Origin of the sequence: Actinomycetospora sp. (assembly GCF_036497585.1) — a bacterium.
Classification (GTDB): domain Bacteria; phylum Actinomycetota; class Actinomycetes; order Mycobacteriales; family Pseudonocardiaceae; genus Actinomycetospora.
In genome coordinates, this window is the sequence record NZ_DASXJD010000094.1 from 1 (window position 1) to 17,470 (window position 17,470).

Consider the following 17,470-nt stretch of genomic DNA (forward strand, 5'->3'; position numbering starts at 1 on the left):
TGCCCTTCGTGCGGCCCGGCTGCGCCTTGGTTGTTGCCTCTGAGTGGCGATACCAGAAAGCTCAAGATCGGCAGGATTTGCCGACGGCGACGGGGGAACTCGCTCGGGTGGACCAACTCGCCGGGCGCACCGCCGTCGTCACGGGGGCGAGCCGGGGGCTCGGTCGGGAGATCACGACGAGGCTGGCCGGGGCCGGGGCGCGGGTGGTGGCGATCGCCCGGGACCCGGCGGGCCTGGACGCGGCGGTGCGGTCGGTGTCCGGCGACGTGACGGCGTTCCCGGTGGACCTCGCCGACGTCGACGGGATCGCCGCCGCGGTGGCGGGGCTCGGCGAGGTGGACGTGCTCGTCAACGCCGCGGCCGTCATCAGCGCACCGGGGTCGAAGACGCTCGAGAGCTCGTTGGCCGACTGGCGCGCGATCCGGGACGTGGACCTGGACGCGCCGTTCGCGCTGATCTCGGCGTTCGTGCCAGGGATGGTCGAGCGCCGGTGGGGCCGCGTGGTGAACGTGAGCGCGTGCCTGGGCCGGATGAGCGGTCCCGGGACGGCGGGCGGGTTCGCGCCGTACCGCGTGGCGAAGGCGGGGCTGAACGCGTTCACCCGCAACCTGGCCCACGAGCTCGGGATGGGGCGGCGCGGGGTGCTCGTCGACGCCACATGCCCCGGCCACTGCCGCACCGACATGGGCGGGCCGGACGCGCCCCGGTCGGTCGAGAAGGGTGCGGACACGGCGATCTGGCTGGCGTGCCGCGGCGGGTCGCTCTCCGACCCGCCACCCACCGGCCGGCTCTGGGAGGACCGTGTCGAGGTGCCCTGGTAGGGGCGGGCGTCAGTTCGTCAGGCGTCCTTGATCATCGGGACGTCATCGCTTCGGGGAGGTCGGCGGGACGACGATGACGTCCCGATGATCACTGCGGGCGTCACGAATTCGTCACGCCGGGAACCGGATGCCCGCGGTCGTCCTCCGAGTCGGTGTGGACTCCCTGACGCGGACGAGACGTGAACCGTTCCGAGGCTCCGCAGCGGTCGGGCGCGGGCTGATCACGTGGGGGCGGCTGCGAGGACCGGACTTCACGCCGTTGCACCCGGACGTCTACGTCGGGTCGGCCGTCGACGTCGATGCGTACGTCAGGGTGCGGGCGCTGCGCGTCTGGAGCCGGGGCGACGGGATCGTGGCCGGCCCGCTGGCCGCCGCGGCGTGGGACGCCGAATGCCCGTGGGAGGACTCGGAGCTGATCGTTCCGGAGCACGCGCGGGCCCCGGCACCGGACGTCCGGCCGCGGGTGGGCGAACTGCCCCTCGACGAGGTCGCCCTGCTCTTCGACGCCTGGGTCACGACGCCGGTCCGTACCGCGTTCGATCTGGCTCGCCGGCCGCCCCTCGTCGATGCCGTCGCGGCCGTGGACGCCCTCGCCTTCGTCTGTCGACTGTCCGTAGACGATCTCCGGGTACTGGTCGACCGCCACACCGGCGCGCGAGGGATCGTGCAGGTCCGCCGCGTGCTCGAGCTGATGGACCCCCTCGCCGAGTCGTGCATGGAGACCCGGACCCGTCTCGCGTTGGTGCTGCGCGGCGTGCCGGCACCGGTCTCGCAGTTCGAGGTCGTCCTCCCCTCGGGGAAGCGGGCACGCCTCGACCTGGCCTGGCCCCACGCGAAGGTCGCCGTCGAGTACGACGGGCCGGAGCACCGGACGATCACCGGGCAGAACCGCGACGCGTTCCGGAACGAGGGCCTCGACGAGCTCGGCTGGGACGTCGTGCACGTGACGTCGGCGATGGTGCTCGACCCGCGTGCCGCCGACCGTCTCGCGGCGCGCATCGGCCGGAAGGTCGGCCGCGGCTGAGATGATCACCGGGACGTCATGGTCGTCGTGGACCTCGTCGGACAGCGATGACGGCCCGTTGATCATGGGAGGAGTGGGCCTGCCGGGGGACGGGTGGCGGGCGGCTCAGCCGTCCGCCAACGCCGCCCGCGCGAGGTCCACCGCGCGCTCGGCCGAGACGCCCAGCGCCCGCATCCGCGCTGCGTACTCCCGCGCCGCCTCCCGGGCCTCGTCCCGCCCACCCTCTGACGACGGGTCCACCACGAACGTCCCGAGGCGCCCGCGGGTCTCCACCACGCCCGCCGCCTCGAGCTCCCGGTACGCCCGCGCGACGGTGTTCGCCGCGAGCCCGAGATCCACCGCGAGGCGGCGCACCGCGGGCAGCCGGGTGTGCGGCGCCAGCCGGCCGTCCCGCACCAGCGACGTCACCGACGCGCGCACCTGCTCGTAGGGAGCCACCGACGACGAGGGGTCCACGTCGATCAACGTCACCGGGTCGGTCACGGGCGACATCGTCCCAGCAAGCTCAGCTCCGAGCGGCGAACCCGCGCCCGACGTCGTCGAACGCCTCCCCGACGAGCGCCCGCAGCGAGGCGCCGTCGTCGGCGGACGAGTCGAGCCACGTCGTGAACACCCCGCGCATCGCGGCCACGACGACGCGCGCGAACACCTGGGGGCGCAGCTCCGTCGTCGAGCAGCCCCACCGGGCCGCCGCGTCGACCGCCACGGCCCGCTCCCACGCCGCGTACCGGACGGCGGCGCGGGCGGCCACCTCCGGCACCGTCTCGATCAACCGCAGCCGGCGGCGCAGCGCCGGGACGTCGCGGTCGGCGTAGGCGTTGACCTGCAGGAACGCCTCGCGGGCGGCGGCCACCGGGTCGACCTCGGCCGGTACCGCGTGCAGCGTGACCACGAGAGCGGCCAAGGCGTCGTCGAGCTCGCCGAGGACGACGTCGAGCTTCGTCGGGAAGTACCGGAAGAACGTCCGGCGCCCGACACCGCCGGCGGCCGCGAGGTCGTCGACGGTGACCGCGTCGAACCCGCGCGCCGCGAACAGCTCCAGGGCGACCGCCTCGAGGTGGCGGGCCCGGCCGGTGCGGGTGGTGGCCGAGGTCACGCCCTCCAGTGTCCCCCGATCGCCGCCCCCGGGGGCACGCACCATCTCGCGTGTACCAAACGCGGTCCTGCTCACGCCCCGCCCGTTCGGGCGGGGTGTCCTGCCCACGCTGCCCGTGGTGAATGGCACCGAGTGCCGTTTAGCGTCTCGATCGCCCGAGAGGTCCACCCCAGGAGGTAGCCATGGCGGAACAGAACCCCGACCAGGAGACCCCGCTCGTCGAGGAGACCCTCGTCGAGGAGGTCTCGATCGACGGCATGTGCGGCGTCTACTGATGACCGCGGCACCGGCGGGGGCCTCGACCACAGGGGTCTCCGCCGGCGCCTTCGACCCGGACCGTCCCCACCGGCTCTCGTCGTCGGTGTCGGTGCGGCCGGAGTCATTCGGCGCCCTCGTCTACGACTTCCACACCCGGCGGCTGTCCTTCCTCAAGACGAAGCCGCTCGTGCACGTGGTGCAGGCCCTCGAGCACCACGACGACGTCCACGGTGCGCTCGCGGAAGCCGGCGTGACCGAGTCCGACCGCGACCAGTACATGCGCGCCCTCGCCGGCCTCGCGCAGGCGGGCACGATCACGCCCCGGTAAGGGAGCCACCACCACCATGAAGCTCGTCGAGCACTTCACCCACGGCCTGACCTCCCCGATCTGCCTGACCTGGGAGCTCACCTACGCCTGCAACCTGAGCTGCGTGCACTGCCTGTCCAGCTCCGGGCGGCGCGACCCCAACGAGCTGTCGACGGACGAGGCCAAGGCCGTCATCGACGAGCTGCAGCGGATGCAGGTCTTCTACGTCAACATCGGCGGCGGCGAGCCGACCGTGCGCAGCGACTTCTGGGAGCTGCTGGACTACGCGATCGCCCACGACGTCGGGGTCAAGTTCTCCACCAACGGCGTCAAGCTCGACAAGGCCCGCGCGGAGCAGCTCGCGAAGACCGACTACGTCGACGTCCAGATCTCCCTCGACGGCGCGACGGCGGAGGTCAACGACCACGTCCGCGGCCCCGGCTCGTTCGACACCGCGATCCGGGCCATGGAGAACCTCCACGAGGCCGGGTTCGGTCAGTTCAAGATCAGCGTGGTGGTGACCCGCCAGAACGTCGACCAGCTCGACGACTTCAAGGCGATCGCCGACCGCTACGGCGCCCAGCTGCGCATCACCCGGCTGCGCCCGAGCGGCCGCGGCGCCGACACCTGGGACGAGCTGCACCCGACGCAGGCCCAGCAGAAGCAGCTGTACGACTGGCTCGTCGCCCGCGGCGAGGACGTCCTCACGGGCGACTCGTTCTTCCACCTCTCCGCCTACGGCCAGGAACTGCCCGGGCTCAACCTGTGCGGCGCCGGGCGCGTGGTCTGCCTCATCGACCCGGTCGGCGACGTGTACGCCTGCCCGTTCGCGATCCACGACCAGTTCCTCGCCGGCAACGTCCGCTCCGAGGGCGGTTTCCAGGGTGTCTGGCAGGACTCCGAGCTCTTCGCCGAACTGCGGGGCCCGCAGTCCGGGGGCGCGTGCACGAAGTGCTCCCATTACGACGCGTGCCAGGGCGGCTGCATGGCCGCGAAGTTCTTCACCGGGCTGCCGCTCGACGGCCCGGACCCGGAGTGCGTGCTCGGCAACGGCGAGGCCGAGCTGGCGAAGCTGCAGATGGCTGGTGCTCTCGAACCTGGGGTGATCCCGAAGCCGTCGCTGGACCACTCCCACAAGACGACCCGCGGTCCGCGCAAGAACGGCGGGCCGGTGCCGCTCACCCTCTCGGTGCGCCGTCCGGACAAGGCCTGCGACTCCGACCCCCTGGCCGGCGAGGGCCGCCGGCTCCCGGCTGCCGTCCGGGTGAGCTGAGCCGGGCCACCCGAGACCTCCCCCGGTGCGACGGGCGATCCTCGCGGCACCGGGGTGAGCCCCGAGCTCATCCCGACGCGGCCGGGTCCCAGCCCGGAACGTGCCCGGCGAGCACGTCGCCGACCAGGAGCTCCGTGCTCGCGGTGGCGTCGGGGTGGGTGACCAGGTGCCACGGGCGGGCGAGCGGCGTGCCCGGCAGGGCGAGCTCGACGAGGGTGCCCTGGGCGAGCAGGTCGCGGACGGCCTCCCGGGACACCAGTGTGGCGCCCAGCCCGGTTCGGGCGGCGGCGATCGTCGCGCCGTGCGAGCCCATGGTGAGGCTGCGGGGCGCGACGCCGAGGTCGTCGAGCAGCCCCGCGAGGGTGGCGCGCACCCCCGAGCCCGGTTCCCGGAGCAGCCAGGTCGTCGTGGCCGGATCGAACCCGTCGGCCAGCCCCGGGGCCCCGACGACGGCGAGCGTGTTCTCCCGGGTGGCCCGGACCAGGGCGGGGGAGCCGGCCGGCGGACGTCCGGCGACGACGACGTCGAGCTCGTGGTGGTGCAGCATCGCCCACACCCGCGTGCTCGGGGCGACGTCGACGCCGAGCTCGACGGCGGGGTGCCGGTCGCGGAACGCGGCGAGCAGCCCGGGCAGCAGGTGCTCGCCCGCCGTCGTCACCGCTCCGAGGCGCACGTGACCGCGCTCGGGGTCGGCCTCGCCGCGCGCCGCGACCGTGGCCTCATCGAGCAGGCCCAGCACCCGGCGCGCGTAGTCGGCGTAGCGCCGGCCGGCGGGGGTGAGCCGCACACCGCGGCCGTCGCGCTCGAGCAGCGCGACGCCGATCTCCTCGGACAGCGCGCGGACCGCGGCGGAGACGGTGGACTCGGTGACGACGAGCCGGGCGGCCGCGGCGCGCACCGACCCGGCCTCGGCGAGCGCGACGAAGGCACGCATCCGGGAGGTCGTCGTCACCGGCCACCTCGTCTCCGTCGCCGGGCCCGCCCCCGGGCTCAGTCGCCGGAGCCCGCCAGGCCGCCGGAGAACACCCGGCTCGCCCGCAGGTCCGCCGCGCGCAGGGTGACCAGGTCCTCGAGTCCGACGACCCGGGAGCCACCGTCCTCGGCGAGTCGACGCGCCTGGCGCATCCTCGCGCGGTCCAGCCCGTTGCGCACGCTCCGCGCGCCCGCGAACCAGGGCTGCTCGACCCGCAGCGCCAGGTACTCGCGCAACGCCTCGCGCGCCCCGTCGTCGAGCCGCAGGCCCCGTTCGCCGGCCATCGACGTCGCGATGGTCGTGAGCTCGTCCACGCCGAAGTCGGGGAAGTCGACGTGGTGGGCGATGCGGCTCTGCATGCCCGGGTTCGCGGTGAAGAACGACTCCATGCGGTCGGCGTAGCCGGCGAGCACGACGACGAGGTCGTCGCGGTGGGACTCCATCGCCTGCAGCAGGATCTCGATGGCCTCGCCGCCGTAGTCGCGCTCGTTGCCGGGCCGGTGCAGGTAGTAGGCCTCGTCGATGAACAGCACGCCACCCATCGCCTTCCCGACGATCTCCTTGGTCTTCGGCGCGGTGTGCCCCACATACTGTCCGACGAGGTCGTCGCGGGTCGCGGTCACGAGGTGGCCGCGGCGCAGGAAGCCCAGGCCGCGCAGCAGGTCGCCCAGGCGCAGCGCCACGGTCGTCTTGCCGGTGCCGGGGTTGCCCGTGAAGCACATGTGCAGCGTCGGCGGGTCTACCGCGACCCCGAACCGGGCGCGCACCCGGTCGACGACGAGGAGCGAGGCGAGCTCGCGCAGGCGCTCCTTGACGGGGGCGAGCCCGACGAGGTCGCGGTCGAGGGCGTCGAGCACGTCGTCGACACCGGCCTCCCGGCGGACCTCGTCGAGGTCGACGACGGCGTCGGGCGCGAGTGCCGGCGCGTTCTCGTCCGGCGTCGGATGATCCCCCGCCGGCGTCTCGCGCACACCGGCGGAGCGGCCCGACGTCGCGAACCCCACGCGGCCGCGGGTCTCAGTGTCGGTCATGACCGTTCCTCCGCGGATCCGCCGCGTAGCGCGAGCCCGCCGGGGCCTCCGTGGCGTAGGGATGGATCGTGTAGCCGATCCGGCGGTCGACGCCCTCGGCGCGGTCCAGCCGGAAGCCGGGCTCGGTCGACGGCCGGTTCACGAGGAACGACAGCGCCACGGTCTGGCGGCCGAGGCCCGCGTCGTAGGCGATGACCCGCACGTAGTGCTCCGGGTGCTCCTCGCGGCAGGCACGGACCTCGTCCATCACCGCCGCCGGGTCGGCGAGGTCGAACATCGGCAGCCCCCACATCTCCCAGTAGGTGTTGCGGGGGTGCGGGTCGTCGGTGAACTCGACCGAGAGCGGCCAGGAGTGGGACAGGGCGTAGTCGATCTGGAGACGGATCTCGTCGTCGGTGAGGTCGGGCAGGAAGGAGAAGGTGCCCTGGGTGACGCGCATCGGTACTCCTCAGGCGGGGGTGGGGGTGGCGTCGACGGTGTCGGTCGAGGCGTAGTCGAAGGTGACGTCGCCCCAGGTCGAGAGGGCCATCTCGAGCGGCTTCGAGTGCTTCGCGGCCCGGCGGAGGATCTCCGGACCCTGCGCCAGGTAGTCCGCGCCCTCGTTGCGCGCCTTGATCATCGCCTCGACGGCCACGCGGTTGGCCTCGGCGCCCTGCGCGATCCCCATCGGGTGGCCGATGGTGCCGCCGCCGAACTGCAGGACCGTGTCCTCGCCGAGGTGGTGCAGCAGCTGGTGCATCTGCCCGGCGTGGATGCCGCCGGAGGCCACCGGCATCGTCGCGGGCATCGAGGCCCACTCCTGGCCGAAGTAGAGCCCCTTCGACGGGTCGGCGGCGTAGGAGTTCTTGCGCAGCACGTCGTAGAAGCCGTGGACCGACGCCGGGTCGCCCTCGAGCTTGCCGACGACGGTGCCCGCGTGGATGTGGTCGACCCCGGCGAGGCGCATCCACTTCGAGATCACGCGGAAGCTCACGCCGTGGTTCTTCTGCCGGGTGTAGGTGGCGTGCCCGGCGCGGTGCAGGTGCAGGATGACGCCGTTGCGGCGCGCCCACTTCGACATCGACTGGATGGCCGTGTAGCCGACGGTCAGGTCGAGCATCACGATCACGCTGCCGAGGTCCCGGGCGAACTCGGCCCGCTCGTACATGTCCTCCATGTCGGCGGCGGTGATGTTGAGGTAGTGGCCCTTGACCTCGCCGGTCTCGGCCTGGGCCTTGTTCACGGCCTCCATGCAGGACAGGTAGCGGTCCCGCCAGCGCATGAAGGGTTGCGAGTTGATGTTCTCGTCGTCCTTGGTGAAGTCGAGGCCACCGCGCAGGGCCTCGTAGACGACGCGGCCGTAGTTGCGCGACGAGAGACCCAGCTTCGGTTTGGTGGTCGCGCCGAGCAGCGGACGCCCGAACTTGTCGAGGTACTCCCGCTCGGTGACGATCCCGTGCGGCGGCCCCGGGAACGTCTTCACGTAGTGCGCCGGGATCCGCATGTCCTCCAGGCGCAGCGCCTTGAGCGGCTTGAAGCCGAAGACGTTGCCGATGATCGAGCTCGTCAGGTTCGCGATCGACCCCTCCTCGAACAGGTCGAGGTCGTAGGCGATGTAGGCGATCCACTGGCCCTCGACCCCGGGGACGGCGTCCACCCGGTAGCACTTGGCCTGGTAGTGCTCGTGGGTCGTGAGGCGGTCGGTCCAGACCACCGTCCAGGTCGCGGTGCTGGATTCGCCCGCGACGGCGGCGCCCGCCTCCTCCGGCGGCACCCCCTCCTGCGGCGTCACGCGGAACGCGCACAGCAGGTCGGTGTCCTTCGGTTCGTAGTCGGGCTGCCAGTACCCCATCTCCGCGTAGGGGATGACGCCCGCGCTCCATCGATCGGCCATGACACGCAGCCTGCGAGCTGCGGGCTGTCAAGGACAATCAAGTGTTCCCGGCCGACGCTTCGTCATTCGACGAAACCTCGTGATCGTCCCGGGCGGGCACCGGCGCCGCGACGGCGACCGTCGTGCCCTCCCCCGGCCGCGCGGTCACCCGCACCGTGCCGCCGATGAGCTCGGCCCGTTCGCGGACCGAGGCCAGCCCGAAGCCGCCGGTGTCGTCGGGCGGGCCGAGGGTGGCCGGTTCGAAACCGGCACCGTCGTCGCCGATCGCGAGCCGCACGTCGGCCGTGCCGATCTCCAGCCGCAGCGTCACCCGTCGAGCCCCGGAGTGCTTGAGCACGTTCTGCAGCGCCTCCTGGGCGATGCGGTACAGCGCGATCTCGAGGTGGTCGGGCAGGCGGCGCTCGTCGAGGTCGAGCGAGATGTCGACGCCGGGGACCCCCCGGGCGAGCGCGGCGAGCGCTCCGGCGAGCCCGAGGTCGTCGAGCACCGGGGGCCGCAGCGCGCCGATGGCCACGCGGGCCTCCTCGAGGGTGGTGTCGACGAGCCCGCCCGCGAGCTCGATGTCGACGCGGGCCGGGCCCGGGTCGCCGCGGTCGAGGTGGGTCAGCGCGGCGTCGAGGTGGTACCAGAGCGACACCAACCGCTGGGAGATCCCGTCGTGGATGTCCCGGGCGAGCCGGCGACGCTCGGCCTCCTGCGCGGCCACCGTCTGCTCGGCGAACCGCTCGTGCGCACGCTCCCGGGCGGCGAGCCTGCGGTGCATGCGGGCCTGGTGCAGCGCGCCCGCGAGCAGTCGGCCGATCGCGAGCAGCAGGCGCACGTCGCGCTCGTCGAAGTGGCGCCGGGTCACGGTGTGCACGTTGAGGACGCCGGCGAGGCCGCTCGGTTCGCTGATCATCGGCACGGACACCATCGACGTGTAGTCCTGGCCGCGCAGCGCCGGGATCGGGAGGTAGCGCGGGTCGGACTCCTTGTCCTCGACGATCACGACGGGCTCGCGGTGTCCGGCGACCCAGCCGCTCACCCCCTGCCCGAGCGGGAGGTGCACCGCGCCGACCTGCGCGTCGAACGGCGGAGTCGCCCCGAGCAGGGTGAGTCCCCGCTCGGAGTCGTCGAGCACGTGCACGAAGCACACGTCGGTGGCGGTGGCCTCGGTGATGACGCGCGCCACCGCGGCGGCCCGCGTCTCCACGTCGGGGCCGCTCGCGGTCGCCTCGACGATGTCCAGCAGGACCGCGTTCTCCCGTTCCGGATCGTCGAGCCCCAGCCCCCGGGGCGCCCTCAGCGGCCCAGCTCCCCCGCTCACCGGAACACCCCCTCCCGCAGCGCCGCCGCGACCGCGGCGGTGCGGTCGGGGACCTGCATCTTGCGTAGGACCGAGCGCACGTGGCTCTTCACCGTCTCGTCCCCGATGACCAGTCGGGAGGCGATCGCGCGGTTGCTGCACCCCGCGACGAGCAGGGCCAGCACCTCGCTCTCGCGGTGGGTGAGCCCCAGGTGCGCACCCGGCCAGAACTCGTCGCGCTCCAGCCGGGCGGCCGACTCGACGACCCGCCCGGCCATCGTTGCGTCGATGACGGTGGTGCCCGTGGCGGCGAGCTCGAGCTGGCCGACGAGCTCCTCGCCGCGGATGCGCTTGAGCAGGTAACCCGCGGCGCCGGCCCGCAGTGCCTGGAAGAGGTACTGCTCGTCGTCGTAGACCGAGAGCAGCACGACCCTCGCCCCGGGCCACCGCTGCGCCAGGCGCCGGCACAGGTCGAGCCCGCTCTCGCCCTGCATCCGCACGTCGGCGAGCACGAGGTCCGGGCGCAGCGAGGCGACGACCTCGAGCGCCTCGGGGACCCCGTGCGCCGTGCCGACGACCCGGATCCGGCCGGCGAACGGGGAGAGCATGGCCTTGAGACCGGCCACCACCATCTCGTGGTCGTCCACCACGACCACCCGCAGCGGGCCCGTCGCGGAGGGTGTGACGGAGGCCATCGGTCCACCGTAGGCGCCGGAACGGCCGTCGCGGACCCGTTGCACGGCCCGTCTCCCCCCGCCTCCCCCCGCTGCGGGGGGCGTGCACGGTCGCGGTCGTGCCTAGCGTCGTCGTCCTCCGGAGGTGCCCGATCCCGGACGAGGAGAGGGGTGCGACCCGTGCCCGACAAGACCCTGCGCATCCGCCGTGCCGGCCCCGACGAGCCGCGGCGACGTCCCGTGATGCTGGCGATCGCCGGTGACAGCGCCGCCGGGAAGACCACCCTCACCCGCGGCCTCGTCGAGGCGCTCGGTCCCCGGCGGTGCGTGTCGCTCTGCACCGACGACTACCACCGCTACGACCGCGCCGAGCGCAGGGAGCTGCCCTTCACCGCGCTCCACCCCGACTGCAACCACCTCGAGATCATGGAGCAGCACCTGCAGCTGCTCGCGACGGGCGCACCGATCCTCAAGCCGGTCTACGACCACGCCACCGGTGAGCTGGTGCGCCCCGAGCTGGTCGAGCCGGCCCCCGTCGTCATCGTCGAGGGCCTCTTCCCGCTGCACTCCCGGCTCGCCCGGGCCTGCTTCGACGTCACCGTCTTCCTCGACCCGCCCGAGGAGATCCGCCACGGCTGGAAGGTCGCCCGCGACACCGGCAAGCGCGGGTACACCACGGAGCAGGTGCTCGCGGAGCTCGCGCGCCGCGAGGAGGAGTCCGCCGCGTACGTCCGTCCCCAGCGCTCCCACGCCGATCTCGTCGTGCGCTTCGCGCCGATCGAGAGCCGCGACGACCCGGCGGACACCCCGCTCTCGGCGACCGTGATGATGCGCCCGACCATCGACCACCCCGACCTCACCGGGGTCCTCCAGCCGGGACTGACGCGGGCGATGCACCTCAAGCTCGAGCGCGACCCCGACGGCCGGCCGGTCGAGTCGCTGCACGTGCACGGGTACGTGCCGCGCGAGGAGAGCCTCGCCGTCGAGAAGGCCATCTGGACCGCGCTGGGCGACCCGGACGGCGAGACGCCGGACTGCCTGGGGCGCATCGGCGACGCCCGGTCCGAGCCGCTCGCGATCGCCCAGCTCCTGCTGCTCTACCACCTGCGCGACCTCGGCCGGGGGGTCGCGCCGTGAGCGCCCCGGCCGCCGTGGTGTTCGACGTCGACGGCACCCTCGCCGACACCGAGCGCGACGGCCACCGCGTCGCGTTCAACCGCGCCTTCGCCGCGCACGGCGTCGAGGTCTTCTGGGACATCGAGCACTACGGGCACCTGCTCGCCGTGACCGGTGGGCGGCGCCGCATCGTCGCGGACCTGGCCGCGCGCGAGGAGTGCTCCGGCGAGGCGGCCGACGAGGCCGCCCTCGAGGAGATCGCCGCGCGGGTGCACCGCACCAAGACCCGGCTCTTCGCCGACGAGGTCCGCCGCGGCGCGATCGGGGCGCGGCCCGGGGTGCGCGGGCTGGTGGCCGACCTGGTCGCGCACGGCACCCGGATCGCGGTCGCGACCACCGGCACCCGGGCGTGGGCGGAGCCGCTGGTGGAGCACGTGCTCGGGGTGGGGACGGCGGAGGTGGCCGTCTACGGTGACGACGTCACCCGCCTCAAGCCCGACCCGCAGGCCTACGACCTCGTCCTCGCCCGGCTCGGCCTCGCACCCGGGGAGGTCGTCGCCGTCGAGGACTCCGCGCCCGGGCTCGCGGCGGCCCGCGCGGCCGGACTCGCCACGGTCGTCGTCACGAACGGCTACACCCGCGAGCAGGACTTCGCCGGCGCCGCACTGCTGCGCGAGGAGTTCGACCGCCCCGCGCCGCTGGCCGCGGCCGAGCTCGGCGCGCTCGTCGACCGGAGCGCGGCTAGCGTCGCCCGGCGCCGGCACCCGGGAGGGCCGGCGGGTCCGTGCAGCCGCGAGCGGACGGGGAAGGGCGTGTCGTGGTCGGGGGAGGGGGCGGCGCCGAGCTGACCGACCCGGTCGCGCTCGGCCCGCGCTCGGCGCCGTCGCGGGTGCTGTTCGGGCCGCACGTCACCAACCTCGCCGATCCCCACCGGCCGCGGGCGATCGGCGACGCGCACGTGGCGTACTACGCGCGACGGGCGGCCGGCGGCGCCGGGGTGGTCGTCACCGAGGTCGCCTCGGTGCACGACTCCGACCGGCCCTACGACCGGGCCCCGCGAGCCGCCGACTGCGCACCCGGCTGGTCGGCGGTGGCGCGGGCGTGCCGGCCCCACGGCACCCTGGTGCTCGCGGGGCTCGGGCACGCCGGCTCCCAGGGCAGCTCCGCCCACCACCGGCGGCCGTTGTGGGCGCCGTCGCCGATCGCGGACCCGGTCGGCCGGGAGGTCCCGGTCGCGATGGACGAGGCGGCGATCGCGGCGGTCGTCGACGGGTTCGCGACCGCGGCCGCGCTCGCCGTGGAGGCGGGCGCGGACGGCGTGGAGATCCAGGCCGGGCAGCACGCGCTGCTGCGCCAGTTCCTCTCCGGGCTGACCAACCAGCGCAGCGATGCGTACGGCGCCGAGCGCGGGCTGCTGCTGCGGCAGGTCATGGCGGCGGTGCGGGCGGCGGTGGGTGACGACGGCGTCGTCGGGCTGCGGCTGGCGGTCGACGAGCTGGCGCCGTGGGCGGGCCTGACCCCCGACGCGGTCGAGGTGCCGGCCGGGCTCGACCACGTCGTCGGGGTCCGGGGGAGCGGCCTCGCCGTCGCGGCGACCCGGCCCGACGCGCACACCCCGCCGGGATACGGCGTGCCGCTGACCGCCGCGCTGCGCCAGGCCGCGCCCGCCGGTACCGCGGTGGTGTTGGCCGGCGGCGTCGTCGACCCCGGCCAGGCCCGGGAGGCGCTCGCGGCCGGCGACGCCGACCTCGTCGAGATGACCCGCGCGCTCGTCGCCGAGCCCGACCTCGTCGCCCACGTCCGGGCGGGCCGCGCGCCGCGGCCCTGCGTGCTGACCAACCAGCGCTGCCGGGTCCGCGACGTCCGCAACCCGCTCGTGTCGTGCACCGTCTCGCCCACCGTCGGGGTCCCGACGGTGCGGCCCGGGGACGGCCGTGCGGTGCGTGTGGTGGGCGGCGGCCCCGCGGGGCTGGAGGGTGCGCTGGTGCTGGCCCGCTCCGGGCACCGCGTGACCCTGCTCGAACGGGGCGACGAGCTCGGCGGGCTGCTGCGGTGGGTGGCGCGGCTGCCCGGGCGCGGTCGGTTCGCCGATCTGGTCGCCTGGTGGCGCGGGGAGCTCGCCCGGTACGGCGTGACCGTGTGCCTGGGCGCGGACGCCGACCCCGACGGCGACGTGCCAACGCTCTGGGCGGCCGGCGGCGTCGACCGGGACCCGCCCGCCACCGGGGTCGAGACGGTGCCCGCGGCCACGTTCCTGGCCGGAGCCCCGCCGAGCGACCGGCCCGGTCGGGGGCCTCGACGCAGCGACGGTGCCGCTCGTTCGGTCGGCGGCGACGGCCCCGTCGTCGTGTGGGACCGGATCGGTGACGCCACCGGGGTCGGCGTCGCCGAGCTGCTCGCCGCCGCCGGGCGGGAGGTGGCGATCGTGACCGGTGACGGGGTGGTCGGCCACGAGCTCGGCGGCGACCTCGTCCCGGCGCAGGCCCGGCTGGTCGCCGCGGGGGTCCGCCGGGTGGTGCGGCACGCGCTCGTCGACGCGGCGGACGGGGTGCTGACGCTGCGCCACGTCGACACCGGCGAGCCGACGACGCTGCGGTGCGCGGCCCTCGTCGACGCCTCGCCCCGGGTGCCCGGGCCGGTGCCCGAGGACGCCGTGGCCGAGGGTGGCCTGCTGGTGGTCGGGCCGCAGGTGCTGGCGGGCGACGTCGTGGCGCCGCGGACGGTGCACGAGGCGGTGCTCGACGGGCGCCGGGCGGCGGCGAGGGTGGCGGAGCTGGCGGCGCGCCCGTGACGACGACGCCGCTCCCCGGGGACCCGGTCCGGCTGGGCCCGCTGACCCTCCGGAACCGGATCGTCTTCCCCGCCCACCTGACCAACGCCGCCGTCGGCGGGAGGCCGACCGCGCAGCACGCCGCCTACTACGCCGCCCGCGCGGCCGGCGGCGCCGCGATGGTGATCACCGAGGAGCACTCCGCCGGCGACGACGACCGCCCCTACGAGCGCCTGATCCGCGGCACCGACCCGGCGGTCGTCCCGGGGCTGCGCCGGATCACCGACGCCGTCCACGCCCACGGGGCGGTGGTGCTCGCGCAGGTGGGGCACAACGGCGGGCAGGCCTCCTCGCGCTACTCGGGGGTGCCGGTCACCGCGCCGTCCCCGCTGCCCGACCCGATGTTCCGGGAGGTCCCGCGGGCCCTGACGATCCGCGACGTCGCCGACCTCGTCGCGGGGTTCGCGCGCACCGCGGAGCACGTGGTCGCCGGGGGCTACGACGGGCTGGAGATCCAGGCGTCGCAGGCCTCGGTGATCCGGCAGTTCCTCTCCCCGCTCACCAACCACCGCGAGGACGCGTACGGCGAGGACCCCGGGCGCCTGCTCGTCGAGATCCTCGCGGCCGTCCGCCCGGCGCTCGGTCCCGGGCGGGTGCTGGGGGTGCGGCTGCAGGGCGACGAGGGCCTCGCCGGCGGGCTCACCGCCGCCGACGCGGCCGCCCTGGCCCGTCGGGTCGAGGGCACCGTCGACTACGTGAACACCGCGGTCGGGGTGGCCACCGCGACCCTCCCGCTCATCGAGCCGCCGATGGGGGTGCCCGCGGGGTACGCAGCGGCCGTGCCGACGGCGGTGCGGGACGCGGTGGACGTGCCGGTGGTGGGGGTCGGCCGCTTCACCATCCCCGAGCAGGTGGCCGCGACGCTCGCCGCCGGGACCTGCGACCTCGTCGGCGTGGTGCGCGGGCAGATCGCCGACCCGGGATTCGCCGGGACGGCGCTCGCCGGCGGGCGGGTGCGGCGCTGCGTGGGGTGCAACCAGGAGTGCATCGCGGCGGTCGGGCTGAACCGGCGCCTCGGGTGCGTGGTGAACCCGCGGGCCGGCCGGGAGGCGGTGCCGGTGCCCGCCCCGCGGTCCCGACGGCGGGTGCTGGTGGCGGGCGGGGGGCCGGCGGGACTGTCGGCGGCGGTCGCGGCGGCGCGGCGGGGCCACGACGTGCACCTCGTGGAGGCGGGCGCCCGGCTCGGCGGGCAGGTCGCGTGGGCGGCCGCGGCGCCGGGCCGCGGGGAGCTCGGACATGCCGTCGACGACCTTGCCGCCGAGGCACGCGAGCTCGGCGTCGCGATCCGGCTCGGCGTCGTCGTGGACGACGCGCTGGTCGCCGCGCACGCGCCCGACGTCGTCGTCGACGCGACCGGGTCGGTGCCCGCGGGACCGGGCTGGGCGGGCGAGGGGGTGCTCGACGTCGAGGACGTCCTGCGGGCCGGGGCACGACCCCGCGGCCGCGTGCTCGTCGTCGACGAGGCCGGGGGCCACGCCGCGCCGTCGGTCGCCGAACTGCTGGCGATCGCAGGCGCGACCGTGACGACGGTGACCCCGGCGCTGGAGGCCGCCGCGGACCTCGGGCCCACGCTGGAGGCGCCGCGGTGGGCGCGGCGCGCGGCGGCGCTCGGGATCCGCCAGGAGGTCGAGACGGTCGTGCTGGGCGCCGGGAACGGCACGGTGCGTCTGCTGCACCACCTCACCGGCGAGGAGGAGACGCGCCCGGTCGACGCCGTCGTCGCCTGCTCGCCGCGGGCGGCGCGCGAGCCGGTGACGGCGGCGGTGGCGGTGCGTCGCGTCGGGGACGCCGTGGCTCCCCGGCTGCTCGACGCCGCCGTCCGGGAGGGGCACGACGCCGCCGTCGGGATCTGACAGGCAACCCAGGGGTTGCCCATCTGAACGAGCAACCGTAAGGTTGCTCATCGTGGAGGACGACGCCGTGTTCCGGGCCCTCGCGGACCCGACCCGGCGTCACCTGCTGGACGCGCTCTACGCGCGCGACGGCCGGACGTTGTCGGAGCTCGCGGAGGGCCTGGCGATGAGCCGGCAGGCGGTGACGAAGCACCTCGCCGTCCTGGAGGAGGCGGGGCTGGTCACGGCGGTGCGCCGGGGCCGGGAGCGTCACCACCACCTCAACCCCGCGCCGCTCGGCGACATCGCCGACCGCTGGATCCGCAAGTACCACCGAGGGCGGGTGGCCGCCCTGACCGACCTGCGACGAGCCCTGGAGGACCCCGTGACCGCCGACCCGACCACGCATCCCGGTGCGACCGCCTTCGTCTACGTCAGCTACATCCGCACCACCCCCGAGAAGCTCTGGGAGGCCCTGACCACGCCGGCGTTCATCCGCCGCTACTTCGACGGCGGCGGCCCGGAGTCGGACTGGGCGGTCGGGTCCCCGGTGCGCTGGAGCATGGGCGGCGAGCCTGCCCACGACTGGGAGCAGCACGTCCTCGAGTCCGACCCGCCCCGCCGGCTCGCCTACACCTGGCACAACTACCGGCCGGAGATGCAGCCGATCTTCGGCTGGTCGGACGAGAAGCTGGCGGAGCTGCAGCAGGAGCCGGTCTCGCGGGTGACCTTCGAGATCGAGCCGGTGACGGACACCGCGGTCAAGCTCACGGTGACCCACGACGGCTTCGTGCCCGGCAGCGAGATGCTGGCCGGGGTGTCGGGTGGCTGACCCGGGATCCTGTCGAACCTCAAGTCGCTGCTCGAGACCGGCGAGGTGGTGGCCGGGCGCGGCTGACAGGCTGGCGGGCGTGGAGGTCTCCCGCGCGCGCTCGGCCGACTGCTCCGACACACCGCTCCTGCTCGTGCCGGTCGGCGCGCTCGAGCAGCACGGCCCGCACCTGCCGCTGGGGACCGACACGACGGTCGCGACGACGGTGGCCGGACGGACCGGGCTGCCGGTCACGCCGCCGATCG

At 74.9% G+C, this 17,470-nt stretch carries 19 protein-coding genes; 11 read left to right on the forward strand and 8 right to left on the reverse strand.

Features of this window, described 5'->3' with window-relative positions:
- Nucleotides 1–107: 107 nt before the first annotated feature.
- Complete coding sequence (locus tag VGH76_RS08885; RefSeq protein ID WP_331556288.1) at nt 108–821, forward strand: SDR family NAD(P)-dependent oxidoreductase; 714 nt, start codon at nt 108–110, stop codon at nt 819–821.
- A gap of 259 nt (nt 822–1,080) precedes the next feature.
- Nucleotides 1,081–1,845 carry a hypothetical protein gene (locus tag VGH76_RS08890; RefSeq protein WP_331556289.1) on the forward strand — a complete coding sequence of 255 codons (765 nt, stop codon included), beginning with the start codon at nt 1,081–1,083 and terminating at the stop codon, nt 1,843–1,845.
- A gap of 105 nt (nt 1,846–1,950) precedes the next feature.
- Here VGH76_RS08890 and VGH76_RS08895 read toward each other — a convergent pair whose 3' ends face one another.
- Nucleotides 1,951–2,337, reverse strand: coding sequence for a GntR family transcriptional regulator (locus tag VGH76_RS08895; protein ID WP_331556290.1), 387 nt, complete (start codon nt 2,335–2,337; stop codon nt 1,951–1,953).
- Nucleotides 2,338–2,350: 13 nt separating this feature from the next.
- A complete protein-coding gene (locus VGH76_RS08900) occupies nt 2,351–2,941 on the reverse strand; it encodes a TetR family transcriptional regulator (RefSeq protein WP_331556291.1) in 591 nt (196 codons plus the stop codon).
- A 182-nt stretch (nt 2,942–3,123) separates the two neighbouring features.
- On the opposite strand from VGH76_RS08900, the gene mftA reads away from it, so the two are divergent.
- From mftA to mftC, 3 genes are read left to right on the forward strand one after another with little or no spacing between them, the layout of a single operon-like run.
- Nucleotides 3,124–3,216 (forward strand): mycofactocin precursor MftA, encoded by a 93-nt coding sequence (gene mftA, locus VGH76_RS08905; protein WP_331556292.1) that lies wholly within the window; start codon nt 3,124–3,126, stop codon nt 3,214–3,216.
- Nucleotides 3,216–3,527, forward strand: coding sequence for a mycofactocin biosynthesis chaperone MftB (gene mftB, locus VGH76_RS08910; RefSeq protein ID WP_331556293.1), 312 nt, complete (start codon nt 3,216–3,218; stop codon nt 3,525–3,527). The genes mftA and mftB overlap by 1 nt, the downstream gene beginning before the upstream one ends.
- Nucleotides 3,528–3,543: 16 nt before the next feature.
- Nucleotides 3,544–4,779 (forward strand): mycofactocin radical SAM maturase, encoded by a 1,236-nt coding sequence (gene mftC, locus VGH76_RS08915; RefSeq protein WP_331556294.1) that lies wholly within the window; start codon nt 3,544–3,546, stop codon nt 4,777–4,779.
- Nucleotides 4,780–4,846: 67 nt separating this feature from the next.
- Here mftC and VGH76_RS08920 read toward each other — a convergent pair whose 3' ends face one another.
- Genes VGH76_RS08920 through VGH76_RS08945 form a run of 6 tightly spaced genes read right to left on the reverse strand, consistent with a single transcriptional unit; the run spans nt 4,847 to nt 10,636 of the window.
- Nucleotides 4,847–5,731 carry a LysR family transcriptional regulator gene (locus VGH76_RS08920; RefSeq protein WP_331556295.1) on the reverse strand — a complete coding sequence of 295 codons (885 nt, stop codon included), beginning with the start codon at nt 5,729–5,731 and terminating at the stop codon, nt 4,847–4,849.
- A gap of 38 nt (nt 5,732–5,769) precedes the next feature.
- A complete protein-coding gene (locus VGH76_RS08925; protein ID WP_331556296.1) occupies nt 5,770–6,783 on the reverse strand; it encodes an AAA family ATPase in 1,014 nt (337 codons plus the stop codon).
- Nucleotides 6,770–7,222 (reverse strand): ribulose bisphosphate carboxylase small subunit, encoded by a 453-nt coding sequence (locus tag VGH76_RS08930; protein ID WP_331556297.1) that lies wholly within the window; start codon nt 7,220–7,222, stop codon nt 6,770–6,772. Before VGH76_RS08930 ends, VGH76_RS08925 begins: the two co-directional genes overlap by 14 nt.
- Before the next feature lie 9 nt (nt 7,223–7,231).
- Complete coding sequence (locus VGH76_RS08935) at nt 7,232–8,656, reverse strand: form I ribulose bisphosphate carboxylase large subunit (RefSeq protein ID WP_331556298.1); 1,425 nt, start codon at nt 8,654–8,656, stop codon at nt 7,232–7,234.
- A 37-nt stretch (nt 8,657–8,693) separates the two neighbouring features.
- Nucleotides 8,694–9,962, reverse strand: coding sequence for a GAF domain-containing sensor histidine kinase (locus VGH76_RS08940; protein ID WP_331556299.1), 1,269 nt, complete (start codon nt 9,960–9,962; stop codon nt 8,694–8,696).
- Entirely contained in the window at nt 9,959–10,636 is a 678-nt protein-coding gene (locus VGH76_RS08945; RefSeq protein ID WP_331556300.1) for a response regulator transcription factor, read from the reverse strand. Before VGH76_RS08945 ends, VGH76_RS08940 begins: the two co-directional genes overlap by 4 nt.
- Before the next feature lie 159 nt (nt 10,637–10,795).
- On the opposite strand from VGH76_RS08945, the gene VGH76_RS08950 reads away from it, so the two are divergent.
- The 6 genes from VGH76_RS08950 to VGH76_RS08975 form a co-directional block, all read left to right on the forward strand.
- Entirely contained in the window at nt 10,796–11,752 is a 957-nt protein-coding gene (locus VGH76_RS08950) for a phosphoribulokinase (protein ID WP_331556301.1), read from the forward strand.
- Nucleotides 11,749–12,579: an HAD-IA family hydrolase gene (locus VGH76_RS08955; protein WP_331556302.1), complete on the forward strand. Its 831-nt coding sequence runs from the start codon at nt 11,749–11,751 to the stop codon at nt 12,577–12,579. Before VGH76_RS08950 ends, VGH76_RS08955 begins: the two co-directional genes overlap by 4 nt.
- Nucleotides 12,549–14,522 carry a mycofactocin system FadH/OYE family oxidoreductase 1 gene (locus VGH76_RS08960; RefSeq protein WP_331556303.1) on the forward strand — a complete coding sequence of 658 codons (1,974 nt, stop codon included), beginning with the start codon at nt 12,549–12,551 and terminating at the stop codon, nt 14,520–14,522. Before VGH76_RS08955 ends, VGH76_RS08960 begins: the two co-directional genes overlap by 31 nt.
- Entirely contained in the window at nt 14,519–16,414 is a 1,896-nt protein-coding gene (locus tag VGH76_RS08965) for an FAD-dependent oxidoreductase (RefSeq protein WP_331556304.1), read from the forward strand. The genes VGH76_RS08960 and VGH76_RS08965 overlap by 4 nt, the downstream gene beginning before the upstream one ends.
- Nucleotides 16,415–16,466: 52 nt before the next feature.
- Nucleotides 16,467–17,225 carry a metalloregulator ArsR/SmtB family transcription factor gene (locus VGH76_RS08970; RefSeq protein WP_331556305.1) on the forward strand — a complete coding sequence of 253 codons (759 nt, stop codon included), beginning with the start codon at nt 16,467–16,469 and terminating at the stop codon, nt 17,223–17,225.
- Nucleotides 17,226–17,304: 79 nt separating this feature from the next.
- Nucleotides 17,305–17,470 (forward strand): creatininase family protein (locus VGH76_RS08975; protein WP_331556306.1); only part of this gene is annotated, 166 nt, incomplete at its 3' end.

Excerpts from the sequence above, each read along its gene's own strand:
- VGH76_RS08895 (WP_331556290.1), bottom strand. The coding sequence starts at position 2,337 with ATGTCGCCCGTGACCGACCCGGTGACGTTGATCGACGTGGACCCCTCG.
- mftA (WP_331556292.1), top strand. The coding sequence starts at position 3,124 with ATGGCGGAACAGAACCCCGACCAGGAGACCCCGCTCGTCGAGGAGACC.
- mftB (WP_331556293.1), top strand. The coding sequence starts at position 3,216 with ATGACCGCGGCACCGGCGGGGGCCTCGACCACAGGGGTCTCCGCCGGC.
- mftC (WP_331556294.1), top strand. The coding sequence starts at position 3,544 with ATGAAGCTCGTCGAGCACTTCACCCACGGCCTGACCTCCCCGATCTGC.
- VGH76_RS08925 (WP_331556296.1), bottom strand. The coding sequence starts at position 6,783 with ATGACCGACACTGAGACCCGCGGCCGCGTGGGGTTCGCGACGTCGGGC.
- VGH76_RS08930 (WP_331556297.1), bottom strand. The coding sequence starts at position 7,222 with ATGCGCGTCACCCAGGGCACCTTCTCCTTCCTGCCCGACCTCACCGAC.
- VGH76_RS08935 (WP_331556298.1), bottom strand. The coding sequence starts at position 8,656 with ATGGCCGATCGATGGAGCGCGGGCGTCATCCCCTACGCGGAGATGGGG.
- VGH76_RS08945 (WP_331556300.1), bottom strand. The coding sequence starts at position 10,636 with ATGGCCTCCGTCACACCCTCCGCGACGGGCCCGCTGCGGGTGGTCGTG.